Here is a 20,511-nt window from a genome sequence, read left to right as displayed (position 1 = left end):
GTTAGACCATTTGCACCGTGCATTTCACAGTGTTAAAATGAAGAGTGAACTTAACGAGGATGTGACCTGAATGCTTGGCGTATTGAATAAAATGTTTGATATGAATAAACGAGATTTGAAGCGTCTTGAAAAGATTGCGGATAAAGTCGAGGCACTCGCTACGGAGATGGAACAGCTTTCGGATGAACAGCTAACTTCGAAGACGAAGGAATTCAAAGGGCGTATTGCGTCTGGTGAAACGCTGGATGATATTCAAGTTGAAGCGTTTGCGGTTGTTCGGGAGGCGTCACGTCGGGTGTTAGGAATGTACCCGTTTCGCGTGCAACTGATCGGTGCAGCGGCGTTGCATGAAGGCAATATTGCGGAGATGAAAACCGGTGAAGGGAAGACGTTGACGTCGGCGCTTGCGGTTTATTTGAACGCGCTTGCTGGAAAAGGTGTGCACGTCGTGACGGTGAACGAATATTTGGCGAGCCGTGATGCGACAGAGATGGGAGTGCTCCATGAGTATCTCGGTTTGACGGTCGGTTTGAACTTGAACAGTATGTCGAAAGAAGAGAAGCGGGAAGCGTATCATGCGGATATCACGTATAGCACGAATAACGAACTCGGTTTCGACTATTTGCGTGATAATATGGTGCTCTACGATGACCATAAAGTGCAAAGACCGCTATTCTATGCGGTCATTGACGAGGTGGACTCCATTTTGATCGATGAGGCGCGTACACCGCTCATCATTTCAGGTCAAGCTGCAAAAGCGGCGGAATTATACCGCTTGGCGAATCGATTTGTCATCACGCTAAAAAACGAAGAGGATTATTCGTATGATGAGTCGACAAAAGGGGTCGTGTTGACGGAAGCCGGGATCGAGAAGGCGGAAAAGGCATTCGGCATCGACAACTTATTTGATCTTCAGCATGTCACGCTCAATCATGCGATTAACCAATCGTTGAAGGCGCATGCGAGTATGCATATCGATGTTGACTATGTCGTCCAGGAAGGCGATGTCGTCATCGTCGATTCGTTCACGGGACGTTTAATGAAAGGTCGTCGTTATAGTGATGGACTGCATCAGGCGATCGAGGCGAAAGAAGGTTTGGAAGTCCAGAATGAATCGATGACGCTCGCGACGATTACGTTCCAGAACTTCTTCCGGATGTATGAGAAGCTTTCCGGTATGACAGGGACGGCGAAAACGGAGGAAGAGGAATTCCGTAACATTTATAATATGAATGTCATCGCGATTCCGACGAACCGTCCAATTGCGCGGGATGACCGTGCGGATTTAATCTATGCGACGATGGAAGGCAAGTTCAAAGCGGTTGCGGAAGATATTAAGGAACGTAACGCGAAAGGGCAACCTGTCCTTGTCGGTACGGTCGCTATCGAGACATCTGAGATCATTTCGAACTACTTGAAGAAATATGGCGTCAAACATAATGTCTTGAATGCCAAAAATCACGGTCGTGAAGCGGAAATCATCTTGGAAGCCGGGCAACAAGGCGCTGTGACGATTGCGACGAATATGGCGGGACGTGGTACGGACATCAAGCTTGGCGAAGGCGTTAAAGAACTCGGAGGTTTGGCGGTCATCGGTACGGAACGTCATGAGTCGCGCCGGATCGATAATCAGCTACGTGGACGTTCGGGGCGTCAAGGAGATCCGGGTGTGACGCAATTTTACTTGTCACTTGAAGATGAATTGATGCGCCGTTTCGGATCGGATCAGATGAAATCGATGATGACAAAACTCGGAATGGATGATTCGACGCCTATCCAATCGAAAATGGTGTCGCGTTCTGTTGAATCGGCGCAAAAACGGGTAGAGGGGAATAACTTCGATGCTCGGAAACGTTTGCTGCAATATGATGATGTTCTGCGCCAACAGCGCGAAATCATCTACAAAGAACGGAACGAAGTGCTGGAATCGGAGAATATTCGTGAAGTGTTGGAGAATATGCTGCGTAATGTGATCGAACATGCTGTAGCAATCCATACATCCGAAGAGAATGTAGCCGATTGGAAGCTGAAAGGGCTAGAGGACTACCTAGGCGCGAACCTTCTACCGGAAGGTCGTGTGACCGTTGCGGATATGGAAGGAAAAACGGCCGAAGAGCTGACGGCAATGATCCAAGATGCAGTCATCGCCCGTTATGATGAAAAAGAAGCGGAAATGTCCGAAGAACGCATGCGCGAGTTCGAAAAAGTCGTCTTGCTTCGTGCTATTGATTCAAAATGGACCGATCATATCGATGCGATGGACCAGTTGCGTGGTGGAATCCATTTGCGTGCATATGGCCAAACAGATCCATTGCGTGAATACCAATCGGAAGGATTCGCGATGTTCGAGGAAATGGTCGCGTCGATCGAAGCCGATGCATCGAAATATGTGATGAAGGCGGAAATCCGCAATAACCTTGAACGTGAGGAAGTTGTTAAAGGGCAAGCTGTTAACCCGAAAGAGGATGGCGAGCAAGTGAGGAAGAAACCAGTGCGTCGGGCTGTAAACATCGGGCGTAACGATTCATGCCCTTGCGGCAGCGGGAAGAAATATAAAAACTGCCATGGTAAAGCATAAGCTACCAGGCAACCCAAATTCAGGAGGAATAAACAATGATGGAATTATCCGATGTACGTAATGAGTTAGACAAATCAGCTAAGAAATTAGCGGACTTCAGGGGGTCTCTTTGACTTAGAAAACAAAGAGGCACGTATACAAGAGCTCGATGAAGTAATGCTGGAGCCGGGATTCTGGGATGACCAGGACAAGGCGCAGAAAGTGATTTCCGAATCGAATGCATTGAAAGATGTCGTTGGCGACTATAAGGAATTGACCGACGAGCAGGAAAACCTGGAAATGACGCTTGAATTGCTTCGTGAAGAATTCGACGCGGAAATGCAGGAAGACCTGGGTAATGAATTAAAGGAATTCAAAACGAAAATGGAAGCATTCGAATTGCAAATGCTATTAAGCGATGAGTTCGATAAAAATAGTGCCATTCTTGAATTGCATTCTGGTGCGGGCGGTACGGAATCCCAAGACTGGGCATCTATGCTATTGCGCATGTATACACGCTGGGCGGAACATCATGGATTCAAAGTGGAAACACTCGATTACCAAGCGGGCGATGAAGCCGGAGTAAAATCAGTGACGCTTTCCATCAAAGGTCATAATGCTTATGGCTATTTGAAAGCGGAAAAAGGCGTTCATCGTCTTGTACGGATTTCTCCATTCGATTCGTCTGGTCGCCGTCATACATCTTTCTCGTCCATTGAAGTCATGCCTGAGTTCGAAGGCGATGTCGATGTGGAAATCAAAATGGAAGACGTTAAAATTGATACGTATCGCTCAAGCGGTGCGGGCGGTCAGCACGTCAATACGACGGATTCCGCTGTACGGATGACGCATATTCCGACAGGCGCAATCGTCACTTGTCAGACGGAACGTTCACAGATCAAAAACCGTGAGCGTGCATTGAATTTATTGAAAGCAAAAATATATCAAATCCGGATGGAAGAAGAGGAAGCACGTCTCCTTGAAATCCGGGGCGAGCAAAAAGAAATCGGTTGGGGAAGCCAGATCCGTTCATATGTTTTCCATCCGTATTCCATGGTGAAAGATCATCGGACGAATGCAGAAACAGGAAACGTCGGCGCAGTGATGGACGGCGAAATCGACTTATTCATCAACGCCTATTTACGTTCACGTATTTCGTGATGGAAGGCGGAAAAGAGAAGTACACTTCGGTGTGCTTTTTCTTTTTGCCCCCTGTTTGCTGTAAAATGTTTTGAATGTTTGTTTTAGGTGTATAGTAATTCATATGAGCACATTTGTGAAATTTCTCTATCTAGCGTCGTTTTGCCTTATTAGAAAAAAATTGGCTAGATTTGTCATTGATTTGATGAATATCAGCGCGTTGTTGGAGGGTTCAAATAGTGCGAATTTGGTATACTAAATACTGTAGGACAACATTCAACAGGAGGGTTCAACATGAAAAACAAACTTCTGGCCGTACTGTTTGCAGCCATACTTGTCTTAGGGGCATGTGGTGGCAAAAAGACGGAAGAAAACAACACGAACAATGGCACAACAGGTGGTAACGCTGCGGCAGTCGATGCTGAACAAGTTGTGAACACAAGCTGTATCACATGTCACGGTAAAAACTTGGAAGGCGCGGGGAATGCACCGTCAATCGCTGATGTTGGTTCACGCTTGTCCGAAGAGGAAATCCATGATGTCATCATTAACGGACGTCCGGGTATGCCTGGTGGTCTAATCAAAGGCGAAGAAGCAGATGCTGTCGCTAAATGGCTTGCTGAAAAAAAATAAGTGAATGACAAAAACCGCTAACGGGTAATCGAGCCGTAGCGGTTTTTTCATGCAACAGGATACAGGCTAGGCAACTTTTTTTAGCGCGCTTTACTTCGACGTGGTTTGTCCAGATTTATCGAATTTATTCTAATCGGAAGGATTTTACCTAACAAAGTCGAATAGAACTGAGGAAGATCGTGGAAACAGGCCCATCTCTAGACGAGGTTACATGTTTTCCGATAAAAAACTCCCTCAGGTACCATTCGATCTTCAATTGAAACATAACTGTAATACGCATATTGACGAATCATGTTATAATGGGCATGTTGGAGAAAAAAAGAAAAAGAGAAAAAGAGGAATATAAATTTTCAGGTGGTTTTAAAATGATTGTGATGAAAAATGTCTATAAGAAATACCCGAACGGCGTTGTAGCCGCGAACGGCATCAATGTTGAAATCGATCCCGGCGAATTCGTCTATGTAGTCGGACCGAGCGGTGCTGGAAAGTCGACTTTTATCAAAATGATGTATCGCGAGGAAACGTCGACAAGTGGAGAAATTATCATTAATGGCGTGAATCTTGCTACTTTGCGCAATAGTCGAGTCCCTTTTCTGCGTAGACAGATTGGTGTCGTGTTTCAAGACTTTAAACTATTACCGAAATTGAATGTTTACGAGAATGTAGCGTTTGCGCTTGAAGTAATCGAGGAATCACCGAAAACGATACGAAAAAAAGTGAATGATGTTTTGGCGCTTGTCGGACTGGCGCAAAAATCGCGGATGTTTCCGGATGAGTTATCCGGCGGTGAACAGCAGCGCGTTTCAATAGCAAGGTCTATCGTCAACTCACCAAAAGTGGTGATTGCAGATGAACCGACAGGAAATTTGGACCCTGATACATCATGGGAGATCATGAGGATTTTCGAACAGATCAATGCACGTGGTACGACGATTGTCATGGCCACCCATAACAGGGAAATTGTAAACACGATGAGACACCGTGTCATTGTAGTGGAAGGCGGACTTATCACGCGGGATGAGTACGAAGGTGAATACAGTTATGAAAGCTAGAACGTTTGGTCGGCATGCTCGGGAAAGCTTGAAGAGCCTAGGCCGCAACAGTTGGATGACATTTGCGTCGACAAGTGCTGTAACCGTCACCCTTCTCCTCGTTGGTGCATTCATCGTCATTATGATGAACTTGAATCAGTTGGCGAACAATATTGAAAACGATGTAGAAATTAAAGTCGTGGCAGATCCGGCAGCAGATGAGGCAGCCGTGAAGGAACTGGAGGAAAAGGTCCGTTCGACAAACGGCGTTCTCGAAGTGGTCTATTCGTCGCGAGATGATGAATTGAACAAGATGATCGAGTCATTCGGGGAAGAACTAAGCCTCTATAAACAAAGCAACCCGCTTGGTGATGCGCTGTATGTGAAAGCGAAAGAACCACAAAAGACGGCTGCTATCGCCAAAAAAATCGATACATATGATTATACGTATGAAGTCGTTTATGGGGAAGGGAAAGTAGAAAAGCTATTCAACGTATTGAACAATAGCCGAAACGTCGGAGTTGTGCTCATTTTAGCGCTTTTGTTTACTGCGATGTTCCTCATTTCGAATACGATTCGTATTACGATTGTAGCGAGAAAAAGAGAGATCGAAATTATGAAACTGGTTGGTGCAACGAATAGTTTTGTCCGGGTACCGTTTTTACTGGAAGGTATTTGGCTTGGCGTACTCGGAGCGATCATACCAATGATTGTTATTTCAATTGCCTATTATAATTTGCATGTATACTGGGCACCAAGATTGCAAGGAGAGTTATTCCAGTTGCTAGATACTACACCATTCATTTTCCAACTAAATGGGCTCCTGTTGTTCATGGGGGTATTTATTGGTGCGTGGGGTAGTTTCATGTCTGTGCGGAAATTTTTACGAGTCTGATAGAGACAAGCTGAAAGGGGAACTGAGAAGTTGAACATGTACAAGTGGATACTTTCCTGTGCAATCGCTTTTCTACTATTGATATCTGCGGTGGCGCAGCCGATTGTGTTTGCGAGTCCATTGAAAGACTTGCAAAAAGAAAAAAGATTGAATGAACAAAAATTGAACGAACTCAATACGAGCATCAATAAGAAAAAATCAGAAATTAAAACAAATAAATCTTCGATTGAACGTATTCTGGATAAGATTAAGACACTCAATGGAAAAATTAGTGAAACGAATCAAAATATTGATCAAGTTACTGCAAAGATCAATCAAACGACAAAAGAAATCAAAGACTTGAGGGCTTCCATTGAAGACTTGGAGAAGAAAATCGAAGAACGCGATGAAGTATTGCGCGATCGCGTTCTTGCTATGCAAGTAAACGGTGGACAAGTCAATTATCTCGATGTTCTGCTTGGTGCAAATAGTTTTGCGGATTTCATCGATCGGTTTTCCGCAGTGAATACGCTGATGGATGCGGATCGGAAAATCTTACAACAACAAGCCGATGACAAAGAGCAATTAGAAAAAGAAAAAGCGCTTGTTGAAAAGAAACTAGCAGAACAACAAGAAGATAAAGCGAAGCTTGAAGGTTTAAAAGCATCACTAGTGTCACAAAAACAGGAAATGAACAAGCTAGTTGATGAGTTAGAAGCGGAACAGGAAAAGCTAGTAAGTGAACAGAAATCGCTTGAAGAAGAGTTTCATGATGCGCATGAAGTAGGTAAAGAGCTTACGAATAAGATTGCTGCTGAACAGAAAAGAGCTGCGGAAGCCGCCCGTAAAGCGGAAGAAGAGCGAAAACGTAAAGCGGCTGCAGCAGCGGCATCAGGCGGAGTCGCGCCAGTGATCTCAAGTGGCACATGGACAACCCCTGCGTCTGGGCGCTATACTTCTGCATTCGGATGGCGCACGCACCCGATCTACGGAACGAAAAGACAGCATCGTGGAGCGGATATCGCCAACTCAACCGGCACACCGGTCTATGCGGCTGGTGACGGCGTTGTTTCACACGCCGGTCCAATGGGGACATACGGAAATGTCATTATGATCACCCATTCCGTTGACGGGCAGATATACACGACCGTCTATGCACACCTTTCTAGCATTAAAGTGAGCTCAGGAAGCTCAGTCGAGAAAGGGCAACATATTGGAGCAATTGGAACGACAGGAGCTTCTACCGGTCCACACTTGCATTTTGAATTCCATATCGGCAATTGGTCAGCATCAGGGCCAAGTGCAGTCAACCCATTACGTTATGTACCGTTTTAAATAAAAGAAGGTCCGCCTCCTATGTGGAGACGGGCCTTTTCTGATGGGATGCTATAGTTGTGGTTTGAAAGGGCTGGTTGGATTCACCGATAAGCCTCGTGCGATCATACTTATTGTTATAGGCTCAAAAAGTTGGTCGTGTGCTCAAAGGTCTTGCTTTACGGTCAAAGCCCTTGTTTACCGCTCAAAGGGTTGCGCCACGCGCTCAAAGCCCTTGTTTGCCGCTCAAAGAGTTATGCCACGCGCTCAAAGTCCTTATTTACCGCTCAAAGGGTTGCGCCGCGTGCTCAAAGCCCTTGTTTACCGCTCAAAGAGTTATGCCACGCGCTCAAAATCCCTCATTTTTAGCTCAAAGCACCCTCATTGAACGCCAATAAACCAGGCATGGACGCCATTAATTTCAAGGAAGCAACTTAAAGGCACTCTTTGTTTTTTGAAAATCAAAAACATCGCATTTCCTTATTATTTTCGATAGGATAAAACAGGAGCTATCATTAGAAGGAGTCTACATACATGGTTGTGACGAATTATTTTCAGATTGGTAATTTATCCGCTCCATCCTCATGGATTGCGTTCATGGTGGGCGTTGTTTTGGCATATGTTGCAGTCCGGGTTCGTTTCGGGAAGCCGCAAGGTGACAGAGTGGCGGATGCGTTTTTTACACTGGTACTTGTTTGGAAGTTCAGTATTCTTCTCACTGATTTCAAGTCAGTGTTGCGGTCGCCACTGGCATTTATCTATTTCGACGGGGGAACGATCGGATTTTTCTTAGGCTTATTAGTTATCGCGGTGAAAGTATTGTGGGACTGGAAAAAGGGCCGGCTTTCGATCAGGGCGATGCATGCATTGTTTACGGGGGCGGTCATTGCGCAAGTACTCTATCAGGTGATGATGGTTGTATTGAACGATGGAGAGTGGGTTGCACAAGTTGTGACGGTGTTGTTCTTTGGCCTGTTCCTTTTCTATTTCTGGCTGGACAGTAGAAATGCAAAGGATATGCGAAGTGTTATATGGTTATTCATGGCGGTGCATCTTTTTGTCGCGACAGTTCAGCCGAAGGGACTCGCGGGAGCGGCGTTCGGTGCAACACTTGTCCTTGGTTTATTTTTTTGGTTGTTTTATGCAAAAGGGTATCGGACAGTTGATGAAGTGGAGGAACATACATGAAGAAAAAAATGATTGGTTCGATCATAGCCGCATTGTTGATTGGTTCGATGGTTGTCATCATGGTCAAATCGAATTTGGACAATGAAGATCCGCTCGATAATTATATTGTCAGTGCGGATTATAGCGAGGATGATAGCTTGCCGGGCTTGGAAAAAGGGTCGATACCGCCCGATTTTGTGCTATCATCACTTTCCGGTGAAACATTTAGGTTATCGGACTTAAAAGGGAAAAAAGTCATTTTGAATTTCTGGGCATCGTGGTGTGGTCCGTGTAAAGCGGAAATGCCCCATATGCAAAAATACTACGAAAAAAACAAAGACAAGGAAAACGTTGAGATCGTGGCGGTGAATTTGTCCGAGACTGAAAAGCGCGGACAAAAGGGTATCGAGGAGTTTGTCGATGCATACGGATTGACTTTCCCGATTCCACTCGATAAGGAAGGGGCCGTCATGAAAGCCTATAAAGTTTTAATCATCCCAACGACTTATTTTATCGGGACGGATGGGAAAGTGGGGCAAAGGATCACAGGTCCGATGGATGAAAAGCGGTTGAAAGAACTTGTAGAGAATTTAGATTGAAAGAAGCCGGTTTCTTGAAAGTGCCTTAATTTCTGCAAAGAACGCAGAAATACGGCAAATTGAACCCTCCGCTGTTCGATTTGCTGTCGTAATGTTCTTTTTCGGTTCATATAATGGACGGAGGAGGGGAACTTACGTAATGCAGAGAAGCCGGTTTTTACTATTTGTCATGCTTGCGGTGATCGCGACAGGAGTATTTCTCATACTGGATGGCTGTTCAGGGGGAGCAGCGAAAACGGGAGGCGCAAAAAGTTCGGTGTCAGTTATCGATGAGGCGCTCAGTGTGATTAAAGAAAAAGGGGTATACCCAGTTGACGGGGACATGCTGATCGAAGGGGCTTTGCGCGGCATGGCTGATGTCATTGGGGATCCTTACTCCACTTATTTAACGCAGGAAGAGGCGGCAGCCCATAGGGAGTCACTGGCTGCTGAACGGGTTGGCATCGGCGCGGAAATTTCAAGGTCAAGTGGGAAATTTATTATTGTGGCACCAGTAAAAGGATCTCCGGCAGAAAAAGCGGGGTTACAGCCGTATGATGAGATTATTCGGATTGACGGTGAACGGTTGGAAGGCGATTCTTTGCAAGATGTTGTCCAACGGATTCGAGGCAAGGAAGGCACTTCGGTCGGCATGACCATTTACAGACCGGATTTGGATAAACATCTTGAATTGACAGTCGTTCGGGAAAAGATTCCAGTAAAGACCGTTTCCACGGAACTGATCCAAGAACGAGGAAAAAAGATCGGTTACATATCGATTACAACGTTCGGCAATGAGAGTGCGAAAGAGTGGCTAGATGGAACGAATAAGCTCATTCAAGAAGGGGCTGAATCACTAATTATCGATGTACGTGGCAATCCGGGAGGATATTTGCATTCTGTCGGCGATATCGCAAGTAGTTTAGTGCCGGAAGACACGGTTTTTGCTTATATGCAAGATGCAAAAGAAATGTTGACGCCACTCGTGACAGAAAGTTCCGATAAATTGACTTACGATGACAAATTGAAAAAGATGCCAATCGTTTTATTACAAGATAAGGGTAGTGCTTCAGCGAGTGAAGTGCTCAGCGGCGCTTTGAAAGATTTACGGAGAGGGTTCATCACCGGGACAACGAGCTTTGGCAAAGGAACTGTCCAGGACATTACGCAATTGTCCAATGGGGGAGAAATGAAATTGTCGACCCATAAGTGGCTGACGCCGAAAGAGCATTGGATTCATGGCAAAGGCGTCAAACCCGATTTGGAAGTGGACCAAAACAAATTATTCAATGAGCATATCCACCTTGTTGCAGAGGATTATACAACTGGGGAGTATCACGAGGATATCGCTTACGGGCAACGATTGTTAGTGGGACTTGGTTATGAAGTCGAAAGGCAAGATGGTTACTTTGACGAATCCACAGCAAGTGCAGTGGAAGCATTCCGCGCAGATATGGGAATCGCAGCCGATCCAAAGATGGATCGACAATTCTATGCGAAGCTGAAAGAAAAAGTGGAAGCGTTCCGTGCCGATAAGAAAAATGACAAACAACTTCAAATGGCAATTGGCTATCTGCATCATCAATTGGGTGGAAAATGACGCGAGGCTCCTAGCGATAAGGCTAGGAGTCTTTTGCGTTTGGAATTGACGTAGATAAGTAGGAACGGAGTACCCGCTTAGACTACAGGTGTTTTTGTTCATTTGTCGATTTTTTCAATTCTGGTTCGCATAGAGTCCACTTCTTTTGATACAATGAAAAGAAATGAAACTTGATTCAGCGGAATTTCGCTACTTCTATAAGTGATGGATGAATTCTAGATATGTATTCAATTCAGTGGGGATTCTACTTCCGGCTGAATCAAGTTTGAGCCTCCGGCGGATGTCATAGATTTTGAAAGGAGTTATGGAAGGCAGTCTAAGTGCGCGACGTCCTGTCGCAACGACTGCATGACCTACATCCTGTAGGCCTCAATTCAAAAACTGGACGCAATTACGCCAAGGCGTAATTGATAAGAGAGATTGGAAGGTGACGGTTCTTGTCCGAGAATGTATTGCTAGATGTACTGCAAGTGGTTCTACTCTTTTTTTTGAATCCACTATTCATTGCGACATTATTTGCATCTGTTGCTTTGGGCTATTACCGTGTGAAAAGAGAGCGCAGAGATTTCAAAGTTCGATTGTTGCCAGGGCTTACTGAATTCAAACGGCTGTTGGGAGAGTCGTGGCTCTATGCGCTCATCGTATCCGTTTTAATGGTTGGCGTTGGATTGGTTGTCGATTGGGGATGGCTTGTACTCTTTTCAGTTATGGCTCTTATCGGATTGGTTTCCTTTTATTATAAGATTACTTCTCCCATCTATTTTGCCTCGATCGCTTTTTTTTCAATCTATGCGCTTGAAAGATACGCGGGCAATTTCACCGTTTTCGGTTGGAGTCCAAATCAGGTAGATTTGTTAGGAGAACTGGCGATGACAATCCCGCTTATTGCCGGGATGTTATTAGTAGTAGAAGGGCTTTTGATCAAAAAGTATACGATCAAGTACGCTTCCCCTCATTTAGTGCATACCAATCGAGGGTTACGTGCAGCTGCCTTCAAAACCAAGCGGCTTTGGTTATTGCCTATCGTATTTCTTGTTCCTGGAGATATGATTTCTGCTTATTTGCCGTATTGGCCACAGTTCACGCTAGGGGAGCGGGCATTCAGCTTCCTGCCGGTTCCGGTCATTATCGGTTTTTCGCAAGTGGCGCGGTCGATGTATCCGGATCATCTCTTTCCGAAGATGGGCGATGCCATCGCTTGGACAGGCATTGTCGTCATTGCTGTCGGAATGGCTGCATGGTGGTTCCCGATTGCAGGCTGGGCAGCATTATTGCTCGGTGTAATCTGTCGCGCATTCATCTCCATCCGTTTCTCACTCAGTGAGCGAAAAGGGGCTTTTGTTGCCGCCCCACGTCCGGCTGGTGTTGTCATTGCGGGAATCCTGCCTGATTCACCTGGTGAAAAGATGGGCCTTATACCAGGGGAATGCATCCGATCGGTGAATGGATTACAAGTGAGCAATGAAAAGGAATTGTATGATGCGATTCAAATAAATGCCGCCCATTGCCGCCTTCAAGTGATCGGCCGTGATGGGGAAGTGCGGCTTATGCAACAAGTGATTTACAAGCATGATCATCATCGGTTAGGTTTGCTAGTTGTCCGATGAACGGTTCACTTTGGAAGGAAGGTGGAACATGCTTTCATTTGAAACAAAACTGCTACTGGCCATTATACTACCTGCTCTGCTCGTCATCTTTTTCACACGTGTGACGTATCATCACGTCGTCGGACTTATTTTAACAGTGGCCCTGATTGCAGCGTCAGTCTATGCGGGCTACACACATAATTGGCAGTTGTATGCGGCGGATGCCTTGTCACTGACAGTCGGTTTCTGGTTAGCGACACGTATGGTGCGCAAAGCACGAGAAAATAGGGATGAAGAATGAGGAAAACCGCCAGTTCGCGTAAACTGGCGGTTTTTCGTTTGAATGAGCTTGGAAATGGCTATAATGCTAGTAGATATCAGTTCTATACGCTAAATAATCAGGGACCCAATCATATAAATAAGCTATAGACGGCAAGTACACCGATTGTGCCAAGTACAACTGACATGACACCGCCGCCTAAAAAGGCGATCAAGAATGCAACGCTTGCCCCGACAACGCCAAATAAAATATTCCCCTCCTGCACAAACAAGACGGCGGGAAAAATGAGTGCACCGAGCACAGCAAATGGAATATTACGCAATATACCTGAGACGATAGGCGGCAGTTCTTTACCATCCAAAAAGGTCAGTGGAATCATACGTGGGATATAGGTTACGAGTGCCATGCCAAAGAGCATCCACCAATAAGTTGCTCCCATTACGTTCCCTCCTTCCGACTGTACATGGTGTCGGCTGTTTTACCGCGTCGCGCGTAAACCATTTCGATAAGAATCGAAGATGCGAGCGTTGCCAAAAGAATCGACCAGCCTGTTGACATACCGACGATATGCAGGAGGCAATGAAGGATGGCTGCCAAACCGGCGAGCATGACCACTTTGCGGTTCCCTTTCATGGAAGGAACCAGCAATCCAATGAACATGGCATACAGTGCAATCGACATCGCAGCTTGTAAAAATTGAGGTAAATTTGCCCCGATCATAAAGCCTACAACAGTGAAAATGACCCAACTCCCGTAGGCGATGAGGATCACACCAAAAGCAAAAGCTGTCGGAATCTTGCCTTTTTTACCAGTTGCCAGCATCGAAAAAGATTCATCCGTAATCCAGAAAGCATAGATCGCTTTGACCCATTTTTTTGCAGGTTGCATCTTTTCATTGAGCGCAGCCGTCATAAGAAAGTGTCGAATATTGACAATGAATGTGCTTGTCACAATCAATAGTGGCGCTACGCCTGCTGTAATCAGACTCAGTGCCATATATTGCGAAGCGCCAGCATAGACGAAAATACTCATCGCGGTCGCTTCGATTATGCTCAGCCCAGCCGTTTTGGCCAGCAGTCCGAATGTGAGGGCGACGGGGAAATACCCGATGGCAATACTTGTACCGGCTCTTAAACCGGCGGAAAATTGGTTATTCTCCATTTTGTCACATCTTTCTAAAGCTTTTATGTGATTATACTATATTTTCGTGTTTTAATGTTTACATAGGGAGATTCTTGTAAGAGCTTGAAGCAATCAACTTCAATTGGATTTAGAAATCGTAGTAGGGGTGTTTAGGATGAACGAATGGATGGACGTCGATAAGATCATTGAGTTATCACAACATTATAAGACACTTGGACCGCTCATCGGAATTTTGTTGCCGTTTATCGAAGCGTTTCTACCGTTTCTTCCCCTAGTAGTGTTTATCATCGCAAACGCCGGGGCTTATGGGCTTTGGCTTGGTTTTATATTGTCATGGGCGGGGACCGTTGCCGGATCTTATGTCGTTTTCCTGATTATCCGAAAATACGGTCGCAACCGGATCCTACGCTTTTTGACGAAAAGGCGCCGCGTGCAGCAATTGATCGGTTGGGTAGAACGGAATGGTTTCGGACCGCTCTTTCTCCTCATTTGTTTTCCATTCACACCGTCAGCGCTTGTCAATCTGGTCGCTGGATTATCGGATATGAAAAAGACCTATTATCTCATCAATTTAATGGCGGGTAAGCTCGTCATGATTTTCATCATCAGCTTTATCGGTCATGACTTGAAGGCGTTATTGACCCAGCCATTGCGAACGGCAATCGTTGTGTTGATCATCTTCCTGTTATGGGTAATCGGCAAAGCATTTGAAAACCGGTTGAATGCAAAAGTGGAAGCGGATTTTCGGTCGGTGGTGGCGAAGACGGAGGAGAAGTGAGGAGATTGAATGGACTTTTGTTAATAAGAGGGGTGAGCGGATCAATTGGTTAGTTAAATGTTGAAAAACATTGTTTAAATGTTCGAATTATTGTATAGTAAACGAAAGATAAACATAAAAGCTGACTTACTTAAGAGGAAAAAGGATGACCTTTTACCATAAAAATTAAGTAAACAACCAGTTGTGCATGAGTTATTGAAAGGGTAATCACTTTCAATGATTTAAGCATGGCTGGTTTTTATTTTGTAAAAGGAGGTAGATGAAATGGAAATATTTTATATCAAGACTGCAAATTTTCCCAGTAAAATACCAGACGAAACTGTTTTGGCTCTAGGTTTCTTTGACGGTGTTCATTTAGGACATCAGCAGCTGATTACGAAAGCGAAGGAAATTTCAACAAGAAAAAAGCTTCAACTAGCGGTTATGACATTTTATCCTCACCCGAAAGAGATTGTTCAGGGCGGCAAATTTAACTATTTGATGACGCTTGAGGAAAAAGTAAAGAAAATGGAGCTCCTAGGAGTAGACTATCTTTACGTTGTCAATTTTAACAAAGAATTTGCCAGACTATCTCCTGAGACATTCGTACAACAATATATAAGCGATTTAAATGTCAAACATGTTGTCGCGGGTTTCGACTATACGTATGGGCATAAAGGAATGGGAACGATGGATACGATAAAAGAACACGGAAATGGAAAGTTTGAAGTGACTGTTTTGCCCAAAGTTGAGTTGGATGGAATAAAAATCAGCTCCACACATATCAGGAATTTACTTTTAAAGGGGGATGTTAAACAGATCAAGTCATTTATGGGTTCTGTTTATGAGACGTTAGGTCAGTTGGTTGTCCCTTTTTCTGAAAGTAATGTTACGGTAAGGAATGATGGGGCTTATATGTCAAATAACTATATATATACTTTTGTACCAAACAATCATTGTTCAATTCCATGTACTGGAAAGTATTTGGTAGAAGTACAATCTTTCAATCAGAGAGAAACCGCAATTGCTGAAGTTATTAGTATTGGGAAGGAGATTGAAATTCAATTATGTAGTCAATTAGAATTAGGCTATAATAATAGAGAATTATATATCAAATGGTTGGATAGTCTTGAAAATGAAAAGATAATGATTGAACAGCAGACAAAAGAGTTGGTACCTGCTCGCTGACCATTTTGAACTAGATTAGGAGATGAAAATATTGTCGAGAAAAAATGAAAATACGGATGTTTTACTTGCTGGATTTGCACAATTGCCAAAAGGGACTCCACTATTTGAAACACAGAAAGTTATCGGTTGTATACTTGTCATCGACTCCGAGACTGATGTTATAAAAAAAGCTACGTTTACTTTTATTCAAGACCTTACAAATGAATTCTCTTCATCGTTGATATTGGGTTATTCTATTGTAGAGGAAATTGATGAAATTATTAAAAATATGGAAAATAAATTAATGATACCTCCACAAAAAGCAGCGATACAAGCAGTCATATCCGGTCGTAATCGTTATTTAGAAATGAAAAAATAAATTATTAGAAAGCGCTTGCATATTTCTGAACCTTCGTTATATAATGTCATCAATACGAAAAAGCCTAAAAAGTTTGCTGGCTAATCTATAGAGTGAAAGATATAGTTCTGATCTCTTCAAAGTAGATTAACAACCAGCGGTATTGAAAGCGATCTTCTTTTGAACATGGTTATGTTCAATTTAGAACGTTCTCATTACTGTTGGTTTTTTTGTGTTCAATTTACTAAAAATTTGGAGGGATAAGAATGGAACTAGGTCTATTTACAGTATTTGATAATTACAAGGAGAAGTTGGGACGTTCACATGAACAATTATTAAACGAGGTGTTGGAACAAACGGTTTTGGCGGATGAATTGGGGTACAGTTCCGTTTGGTTTGCGGAGCATCACTTTAGTGAATATGGAATTTTAACAACACCGACTCTCCTCTTAGCAGCGGCAGCCGAAAGAACAAAAAATATTCGACTTGGTGTTTCCATCGTTACATTGCCATTTAAAAATCCAATTCAAGTAGCGGAAGACTACGCATTGTTGGATGTTCTCAGTAATGGAAGAGTAAATCTTGGTTTGGGAAGCGGTTATTTGCCACATGAATTTGCGGGATTTGGTGTAGAAGGAAAAGATAAAGCCCTTCGTTTCAACGACTCGTTGGCGGTTATTGAAAAAGCTTGGACAGGGGAAGAGTTCTCGCATGATGGTGATTACTATCAGTTTTCTAATATAAAACTAGAAGTTGTTCCAAAGCAAAAGAAAGTACCTATTTGGATTGGGACGTTAAGTCAAAGAGGTGCCGAATACGTAGGGCAAATGGGTTACAACATCATGGGGGTACCTTATGTAGCAAGTAGCTCGATTGCTGAATTGAAGACGATTATCACTGGATATAAAGCAGCTCGGAAAGACGCAGGACATGAAGAAAGTGAAGTGAAGGTACCATTAGCCCTTCATACATTTGTAGCCGAAACAAGGGAAGAAGCCGAGCGTATTTCCAAGGAACATGTGAATTTATATTTGGATACACGTCAATATGGACGCAGTGCACAATTCGAAGATTTAGAAGCGAAAGAACAATTGTTAATCGGTACGCCTGATGAAGTCATTGAAAGAATTAAAAAGTACCAAGATGCTGGTTGTGAACATATTATGATGCTTATGAATTTCGGTGGAATCCCACACGAAGAAGTGATGAAGTCGATGAAGTTAGTTGCAGAAAAAGTGATGCCGGCATTCGATCAAAGCAAACAAGCGGTTTTATCCTGAATGATCAATGGTACGGATAAAGGAGTGGGAACAATGAAGTTACTTGGAATTTCCGGTACGATTGTCGGTGCGAAACCAGCGTTACTAGTCAAAGCAGTGCTTAATGATGTGAAGAAGAAGGATATGAATATCGAAACCGATTTATTGGATTTAAGGGAATATGATATGCAGTTTTCAGATGGAAGAGTGCCAGAACGATACAACAAAGATACACAGGAAATCATCGGAAAAATGTTGGACGCTGATTTTTACCTTATCGGTACACCTGTATTCAATGGTTCCATTCCTGCACCATTGAAAAATCTTTTTGACTTGTTGCCGCCCGCTACCCTCCGAAACAAAGTGATGGGATTCGTGGCAGTTGGCGGTACCTATCAGCATTATTTAATGATTGAAAACCAACTGAAACCGATTGCTGGCTATTTACGTGCATATACGACACCAAGTTATGTATATGCCCATAATACTCACTTCAATAAAGAGAATGAAATTATTGATGAAGAATTACTGGAGCGTATAGAAAATCTTGCTCATGAATTGATCTTCATGCAGAAAAGCTTTTGTAAAGCAGAGGAAAATCCTAAAGGCAAAGAAAGGGTTGAAACTCAAGTTGTTTGAACGAAATGAAAGTGTAAGGGTATTACCTCGTAGTTCGGATGCTTTTTTTGAACATTTAATTGACTATGCTGGATTATTTCCGCCCACTCAATTGCCTTTGCAAATAGCTATTACCAATTATGCTTCCTATATCACTGGAACCGATGAGTGGAAGATCGGTCCTTTTGTACATTTGGCGTACACATTAAATGAATTGGATCCTTATGTGTCATTGTTTTCTAAAGAGCATCCATTGTCTATATCTGCATTAGGAAGGAAAGGGCAATCTGAGAGAGATTCTTTTGAACTGCTTGAAGAAGACTTGAAGGCAATTCTTTCTTTCAGGGAAAGGCATGGGGAAAAAGTATCCGTAGATTTTTTGGAACTACCTATTCCGTCGTTAAATGTAACCTCCCAGTATATAGCGGAACTTCATCTTTACTTATCAAAATACAACCTATTTTGTTATTGCGAACTACCGATAAATGAAGAAGAAATCAATTGGGAGGATAGATTGAAAGACGCAATGGCATCCATTGCCAAACAAAATCGCATCGCACCTAGTTTAATAGGAGCAAAACTTCGGACAGGTGGAATCAGAGCCGATCTGATTCCGTCTGTCGAAATCGTAGCGTCTTTCATCCATAGCTGCAAAACCCATAAAGTTCCCTCGAAATTTACTGCGGGGCTGCATCATCCAATTCGCATGTATCGGGATGAAGTCCAAACCGAAATGCACGGGTTTTTAAATGTATTTATCGCAGGCTTGATGGCTCATACACATGATTTGGAGCAAGAAGCGATTATCGACATATTGGAGACTCAAGAATCATCGGGAATTTCTTTTGAAAAAGACAAAATTATTTGGAACGGTTTGGAAGTAACGACGGATAAAATCATTGAGTTGCGAAGAAGTTATCTTCGTTCATATGGATCTTGTAGTTTTGAAGGGCCTATGAATGAATTTAGAGTATTGAACGTTCTAGAGAGGGGTTAATGAAAGATGCAATCATTTATTAAGGTGGAACCTACCAATCACTTTCCAATTCAGAACTTACCATACGGTGTCTTTAAGTTGAAAGGTAAAAATGATCGGCAACGGGTTGGAGTGGCGATTGGGGAATATGTATTAGATCTGGCTGTTTTAGAGGCAGAAGGATATTTCGAAGGAATATTGTCTCTTGAAGAAGAGATATTTAGTGCTACTAGTTTGAACAAATTTATGGAAAAAGGTCATGAGATTTGGCGTGCGGTACGGAAGAAGATTCAGAACGTGTTACACGCAGATGAGCCTGTACTGAGAGACAATGCGGAGCTTCGGGCAAGGGCATTGATTCCACAAAGTGATGTAGAAATGCAAATTCCTGTTCACATCGGCGATTATACAGATTTTTATGCTTCGAAAGAACATGCGACAAATGTTGGGATGATGTTCAGAGGGAAAGAAGATGCCCTTATGCCAAATTGGACGCATTTGCCAGTTGGTTATCATGGTCGTGCTAGTTCAATTGTGTTGAGTGGTACAAATATTCATAGACCACATGGACAAATTAAACCAGCAGACGCTTCTACACCTTTGTTTACACCGTGCCGCCAACTCGATTTTGAATTGGAAATGGGGTGTTTTATCGGTCCCGGTAACAACCTTGGAGAACCGATATCGATTGATAATGCGGAGGAGAACGTGTTCGGTCTTGTATTGCTCAACGACTGGAGCGCACGAGATATCCAAGCATGGGAATATCAGCCGCTTGGGCCATTTCTAGCGAAAAACTTTGCTTCTTCCATTTCACCGTGGGTTGTTCCGCTTGATGCATTGGAACCGTTCCGTGTTGAAGGACCAAAACAAGATCCCGAACCACTGCCCTACTTGAAGACGGAGAAGGCAGACTCCTTTGATATTCACTTGGAAGTATATATCAAAGGTGAAAACATGGAGCAATCAGATCTCATTGCAACAAGTAATTATAAGTACCTTTACTGGAGTGCAGCGCAACAAATTGCTCACCATACAATTACAGGCTGCAACTTAAATGCAGGTGATCTGCTTGGAACTGGAACAATCAGCGGTCCGGATAGGGAAGAACGCGGAAGCCTACTTGAATTGGCATGGCGCGGAGCGGAACCTGTCGAACTAAGCAATGGGGAACAACGCAGTTGGATTGAGGATGGAGACGAACTCACGATGACAGGCTGGTGCCAAGGAGATGGCTACCGAGTCGGTTTTGGGGAAGTGACAGCCAAAATTTTACCAGCCAAAGTACTGAAGGGAAAACAAGAAAAAGTATTATTATGAAAAAATTAACTTGCTTCAGCATTCATCCCCACTTCCATAAGTGGGGGGATGAATGCTAGAAATGTATTCAATTCAGTGGGGGTTCAAACCCCGGCTGATTAGATGAACTCAGGCTAAGGTCGCCGCGTTCAGAAAGTGCATTAATTTCTGCGA

20 protein-coding genes are annotated in these 20,511 nt (G+C 43.6%); 18 read left to right on the top strand and 2 right to left on the bottom strand.

Going from position 1 to position 20,511, the window contains the following annotated elements:
• Nucleotides 1–70: 70 nt before the first annotated feature.
• The 11 genes from secA (at nt 71) to ACFPRA_RS07380 (ending at nt 12,781) form a co-directional block, all read left to right on the top strand.
• Nucleotides 71–2,578, top strand: a complete 2,508-nt coding sequence (gene secA, locus ACFPRA_RS07430) for a preprotein translocase subunit SecA (RefSeq protein WP_381432235.1) — start codon at nt 71–73, stop codon at nt 2,576–2,578.
• Nucleotides 2,579–2,616: 38 nt separating this feature from the next.
• Nucleotides 2,617–3,718, top strand: a protein-coding gene (gene prfB, locus ACFPRA_RS07425; RefSeq protein WP_381434798.1) for a peptide chain release factor 2 whose coding sequence is annotated in 2 segments (ribosomal slippage) — nt 2,617–2,688 and nt 2,690–3,718 — 1,101 coding nt in all. Because the reading frame shifts where the segments join, the coding sequence is not laid out codon by codon here.
• A gap of 273 nt (nt 3,719–3,991) precedes the next feature.
• Complete coding sequence (gene cccB, locus ACFPRA_RS07420) at nt 3,992–4,330, top strand: cytochrome c551 (RefSeq protein WP_381432233.1); 339 nt, start codon at nt 3,992–3,994, stop codon at nt 4,328–4,330.
• 365 nt (nt 4,331–4,695) lie between these two features.
• Complete coding sequence (ftsE, locus tag ACFPRA_RS07415; protein WP_381432231.1) at nt 4,696–5,382, top strand: cell division ATP-binding protein FtsE; 687 nt, start codon at nt 4,696–4,698, stop codon at nt 5,380–5,382.
• Nucleotides 5,372–6,256: a permease-like cell division protein FtsX gene (gene ftsX, locus ACFPRA_RS07410; protein WP_381432229.1), complete on the top strand. Its 885-nt coding sequence runs from the start codon at nt 5,372–5,374 to the stop codon at nt 6,254–6,256. The genes ftsE and ftsX overlap by 11 nt, the downstream gene beginning before the upstream one ends.
• Nucleotides 6,257–6,292: 36 nt before the next feature.
• On the top strand, nt 6,293–7,570 hold the full coding sequence (locus tag ACFPRA_RS07405; protein WP_381434795.1) for a murein hydrolase activator EnvC family protein: 1,278 nt from the start codon (nt 6,293–6,295) through the stop codon (nt 7,568–7,570).
• 513 nt (nt 7,571–8,083) lie between these two features.
• On the top strand, nt 8,084–8,737 hold the full coding sequence (locus tag ACFPRA_RS07400) for a hypothetical protein (protein WP_381432227.1): 654 nt from the start codon (nt 8,084–8,086) through the stop codon (nt 8,735–8,737).
• Nucleotides 8,734–9,315, top strand: a complete 582-nt coding sequence (locus tag ACFPRA_RS07395; RefSeq protein WP_381432225.1) for a redoxin domain-containing protein — start codon at nt 8,734–8,736, stop codon at nt 9,313–9,315. Before ACFPRA_RS07400 ends, ACFPRA_RS07395 begins: the two co-directional genes overlap by 4 nt.
• A 139-nt stretch (nt 9,316–9,454) precedes the next feature.
• Nucleotides 9,455–10,894, top strand: a complete 1,440-nt coding sequence (locus ACFPRA_RS07390) for a S41 family peptidase (RefSeq protein ID WP_381432223.1) — start codon at nt 9,455–9,457, stop codon at nt 10,892–10,894.
• A 437-nt stretch (nt 10,895–11,331) separates the two neighbouring features.
• The gene (locus tag ACFPRA_RS07385) at nt 11,332–12,501 is read left to right on the top strand and encodes a PDZ domain-containing protein (protein ID WP_381432221.1); all 1,170 of its coding nucleotides are present in this window, start codon (nt 11,332–11,334) and stop codon (nt 12,499–12,501) included.
• 28 nt (nt 12,502–12,529) lie between these two features.
• On the top strand, nt 12,530–12,781 hold the full coding sequence (locus ACFPRA_RS07380) for a CsbA family protein (RefSeq protein WP_381432219.1): 252 nt from the start codon (nt 12,530–12,532) through the stop codon (nt 12,779–12,781).
• Between the two features lie 109 nt (nt 12,782–12,890).
• On the opposite strand, the gene ACFPRA_RS07375 is transcribed toward ACFPRA_RS07380, so the two are convergent.
• Together ACFPRA_RS07375 and ACFPRA_RS07370 are read right to left on the bottom strand one after the other, a co-directional pair.
• Complete coding sequence (locus tag ACFPRA_RS07375) at nt 12,891–13,199, bottom strand: AzlD domain-containing protein (protein WP_381432217.1); 309 nt, start codon at nt 13,197–13,199, stop codon at nt 12,891–12,893.
• The gene (locus ACFPRA_RS07370; protein WP_381432215.1) at nt 13,199–13,921 is read right to left on the bottom strand and encodes an AzlC family ABC transporter permease; all 723 of its coding nucleotides are present in this window, start codon (nt 13,919–13,921) and stop codon (nt 13,199–13,201) included. The genes ACFPRA_RS07375 and ACFPRA_RS07370 overlap by 1 nt, the downstream gene beginning before the upstream one ends.
• A 136-nt stretch (nt 13,922–14,057) precedes the next feature.
• Here ACFPRA_RS07370 and ACFPRA_RS07365 point away from each other — a divergent pair, with 136 nt between their 5' ends.
• From ACFPRA_RS07365 to fahA, 7 genes are all read left to right on the top strand, one after another.
• Nucleotides 14,058–14,681, top strand: a complete 624-nt coding sequence (locus ACFPRA_RS07365; protein ID WP_381432213.1) for a TVP38/TMEM64 family protein — start codon at nt 14,058–14,060, stop codon at nt 14,679–14,681.
• Nucleotides 14,682–14,945: 264 nt separating this feature from the next.
• Nucleotides 14,946–15,848: a cytidyltransferase gene (locus ACFPRA_RS07360; protein ID WP_381432211.1), complete on the top strand. Its 903-nt coding sequence runs from the start codon at nt 14,946–14,948 to the stop codon at nt 15,846–15,848.
• A 31-nt stretch (nt 15,849–15,879) separates the two neighbouring features.
• Nucleotides 15,880–16,206 carry a DUF3870 domain-containing protein gene (locus ACFPRA_RS07355; protein ID WP_381432209.1) on the top strand — a complete coding sequence of 109 codons (327 nt, stop codon included), beginning with the start codon at nt 15,880–15,882 and terminating at the stop codon, nt 16,204–16,206.
• A gap of 245 nt (nt 16,207–16,451) precedes the next feature.
• On the top strand, nt 16,452–17,465 hold the full coding sequence (locus ACFPRA_RS07350) for an LLM class flavin-dependent oxidoreductase (RefSeq protein ID WP_381432207.1): 1,014 nt from the start codon (nt 16,452–16,454) through the stop codon (nt 17,463–17,465).
• Between the two features lie 33 nt (nt 17,466–17,498).
• Nucleotides 17,499–18,083 (top strand): NADPH-dependent FMN reductase, encoded by a 585-nt coding sequence (locus tag ACFPRA_RS07345; RefSeq protein ID WP_381432205.1) that lies wholly within the window; start codon nt 17,499–17,501, stop codon nt 18,081–18,083.
• Nucleotides 18,076–19,059, top strand: coding sequence for a hypothetical protein (locus ACFPRA_RS07340; protein WP_381432203.1), 984 nt, complete (start codon nt 18,076–18,078; stop codon nt 19,057–19,059). The genes ACFPRA_RS07345 and ACFPRA_RS07340 overlap by 8 nt, the downstream gene beginning before the upstream one ends.
• A gap of 6 nt (nt 19,060–19,065) precedes the next feature.
• The gene (gene fahA, locus ACFPRA_RS07335; protein ID WP_381432201.1) at nt 19,066–20,358 is read left to right on the top strand and encodes a fumarylacetoacetase; all 1,293 of its coding nucleotides are present in this window, start codon (nt 19,066–19,068) and stop codon (nt 20,356–20,358) included.
• The last annotated feature ends 153 nt before the right edge of the window (nt 20,359–20,511 follow it).

It is taken from the genome of Sporosarcina soli (assembly GCF_042655805.1).
Lineage (GTDB): Bacteria > Bacillota > Bacilli > Bacillales_A > Planococcaceae > Sporosarcina > Sporosarcina soli.
Note: the sequence above shows the minus strand (reverse complement) of the source record. Positions and strands in the feature narration are given on the sequence as shown.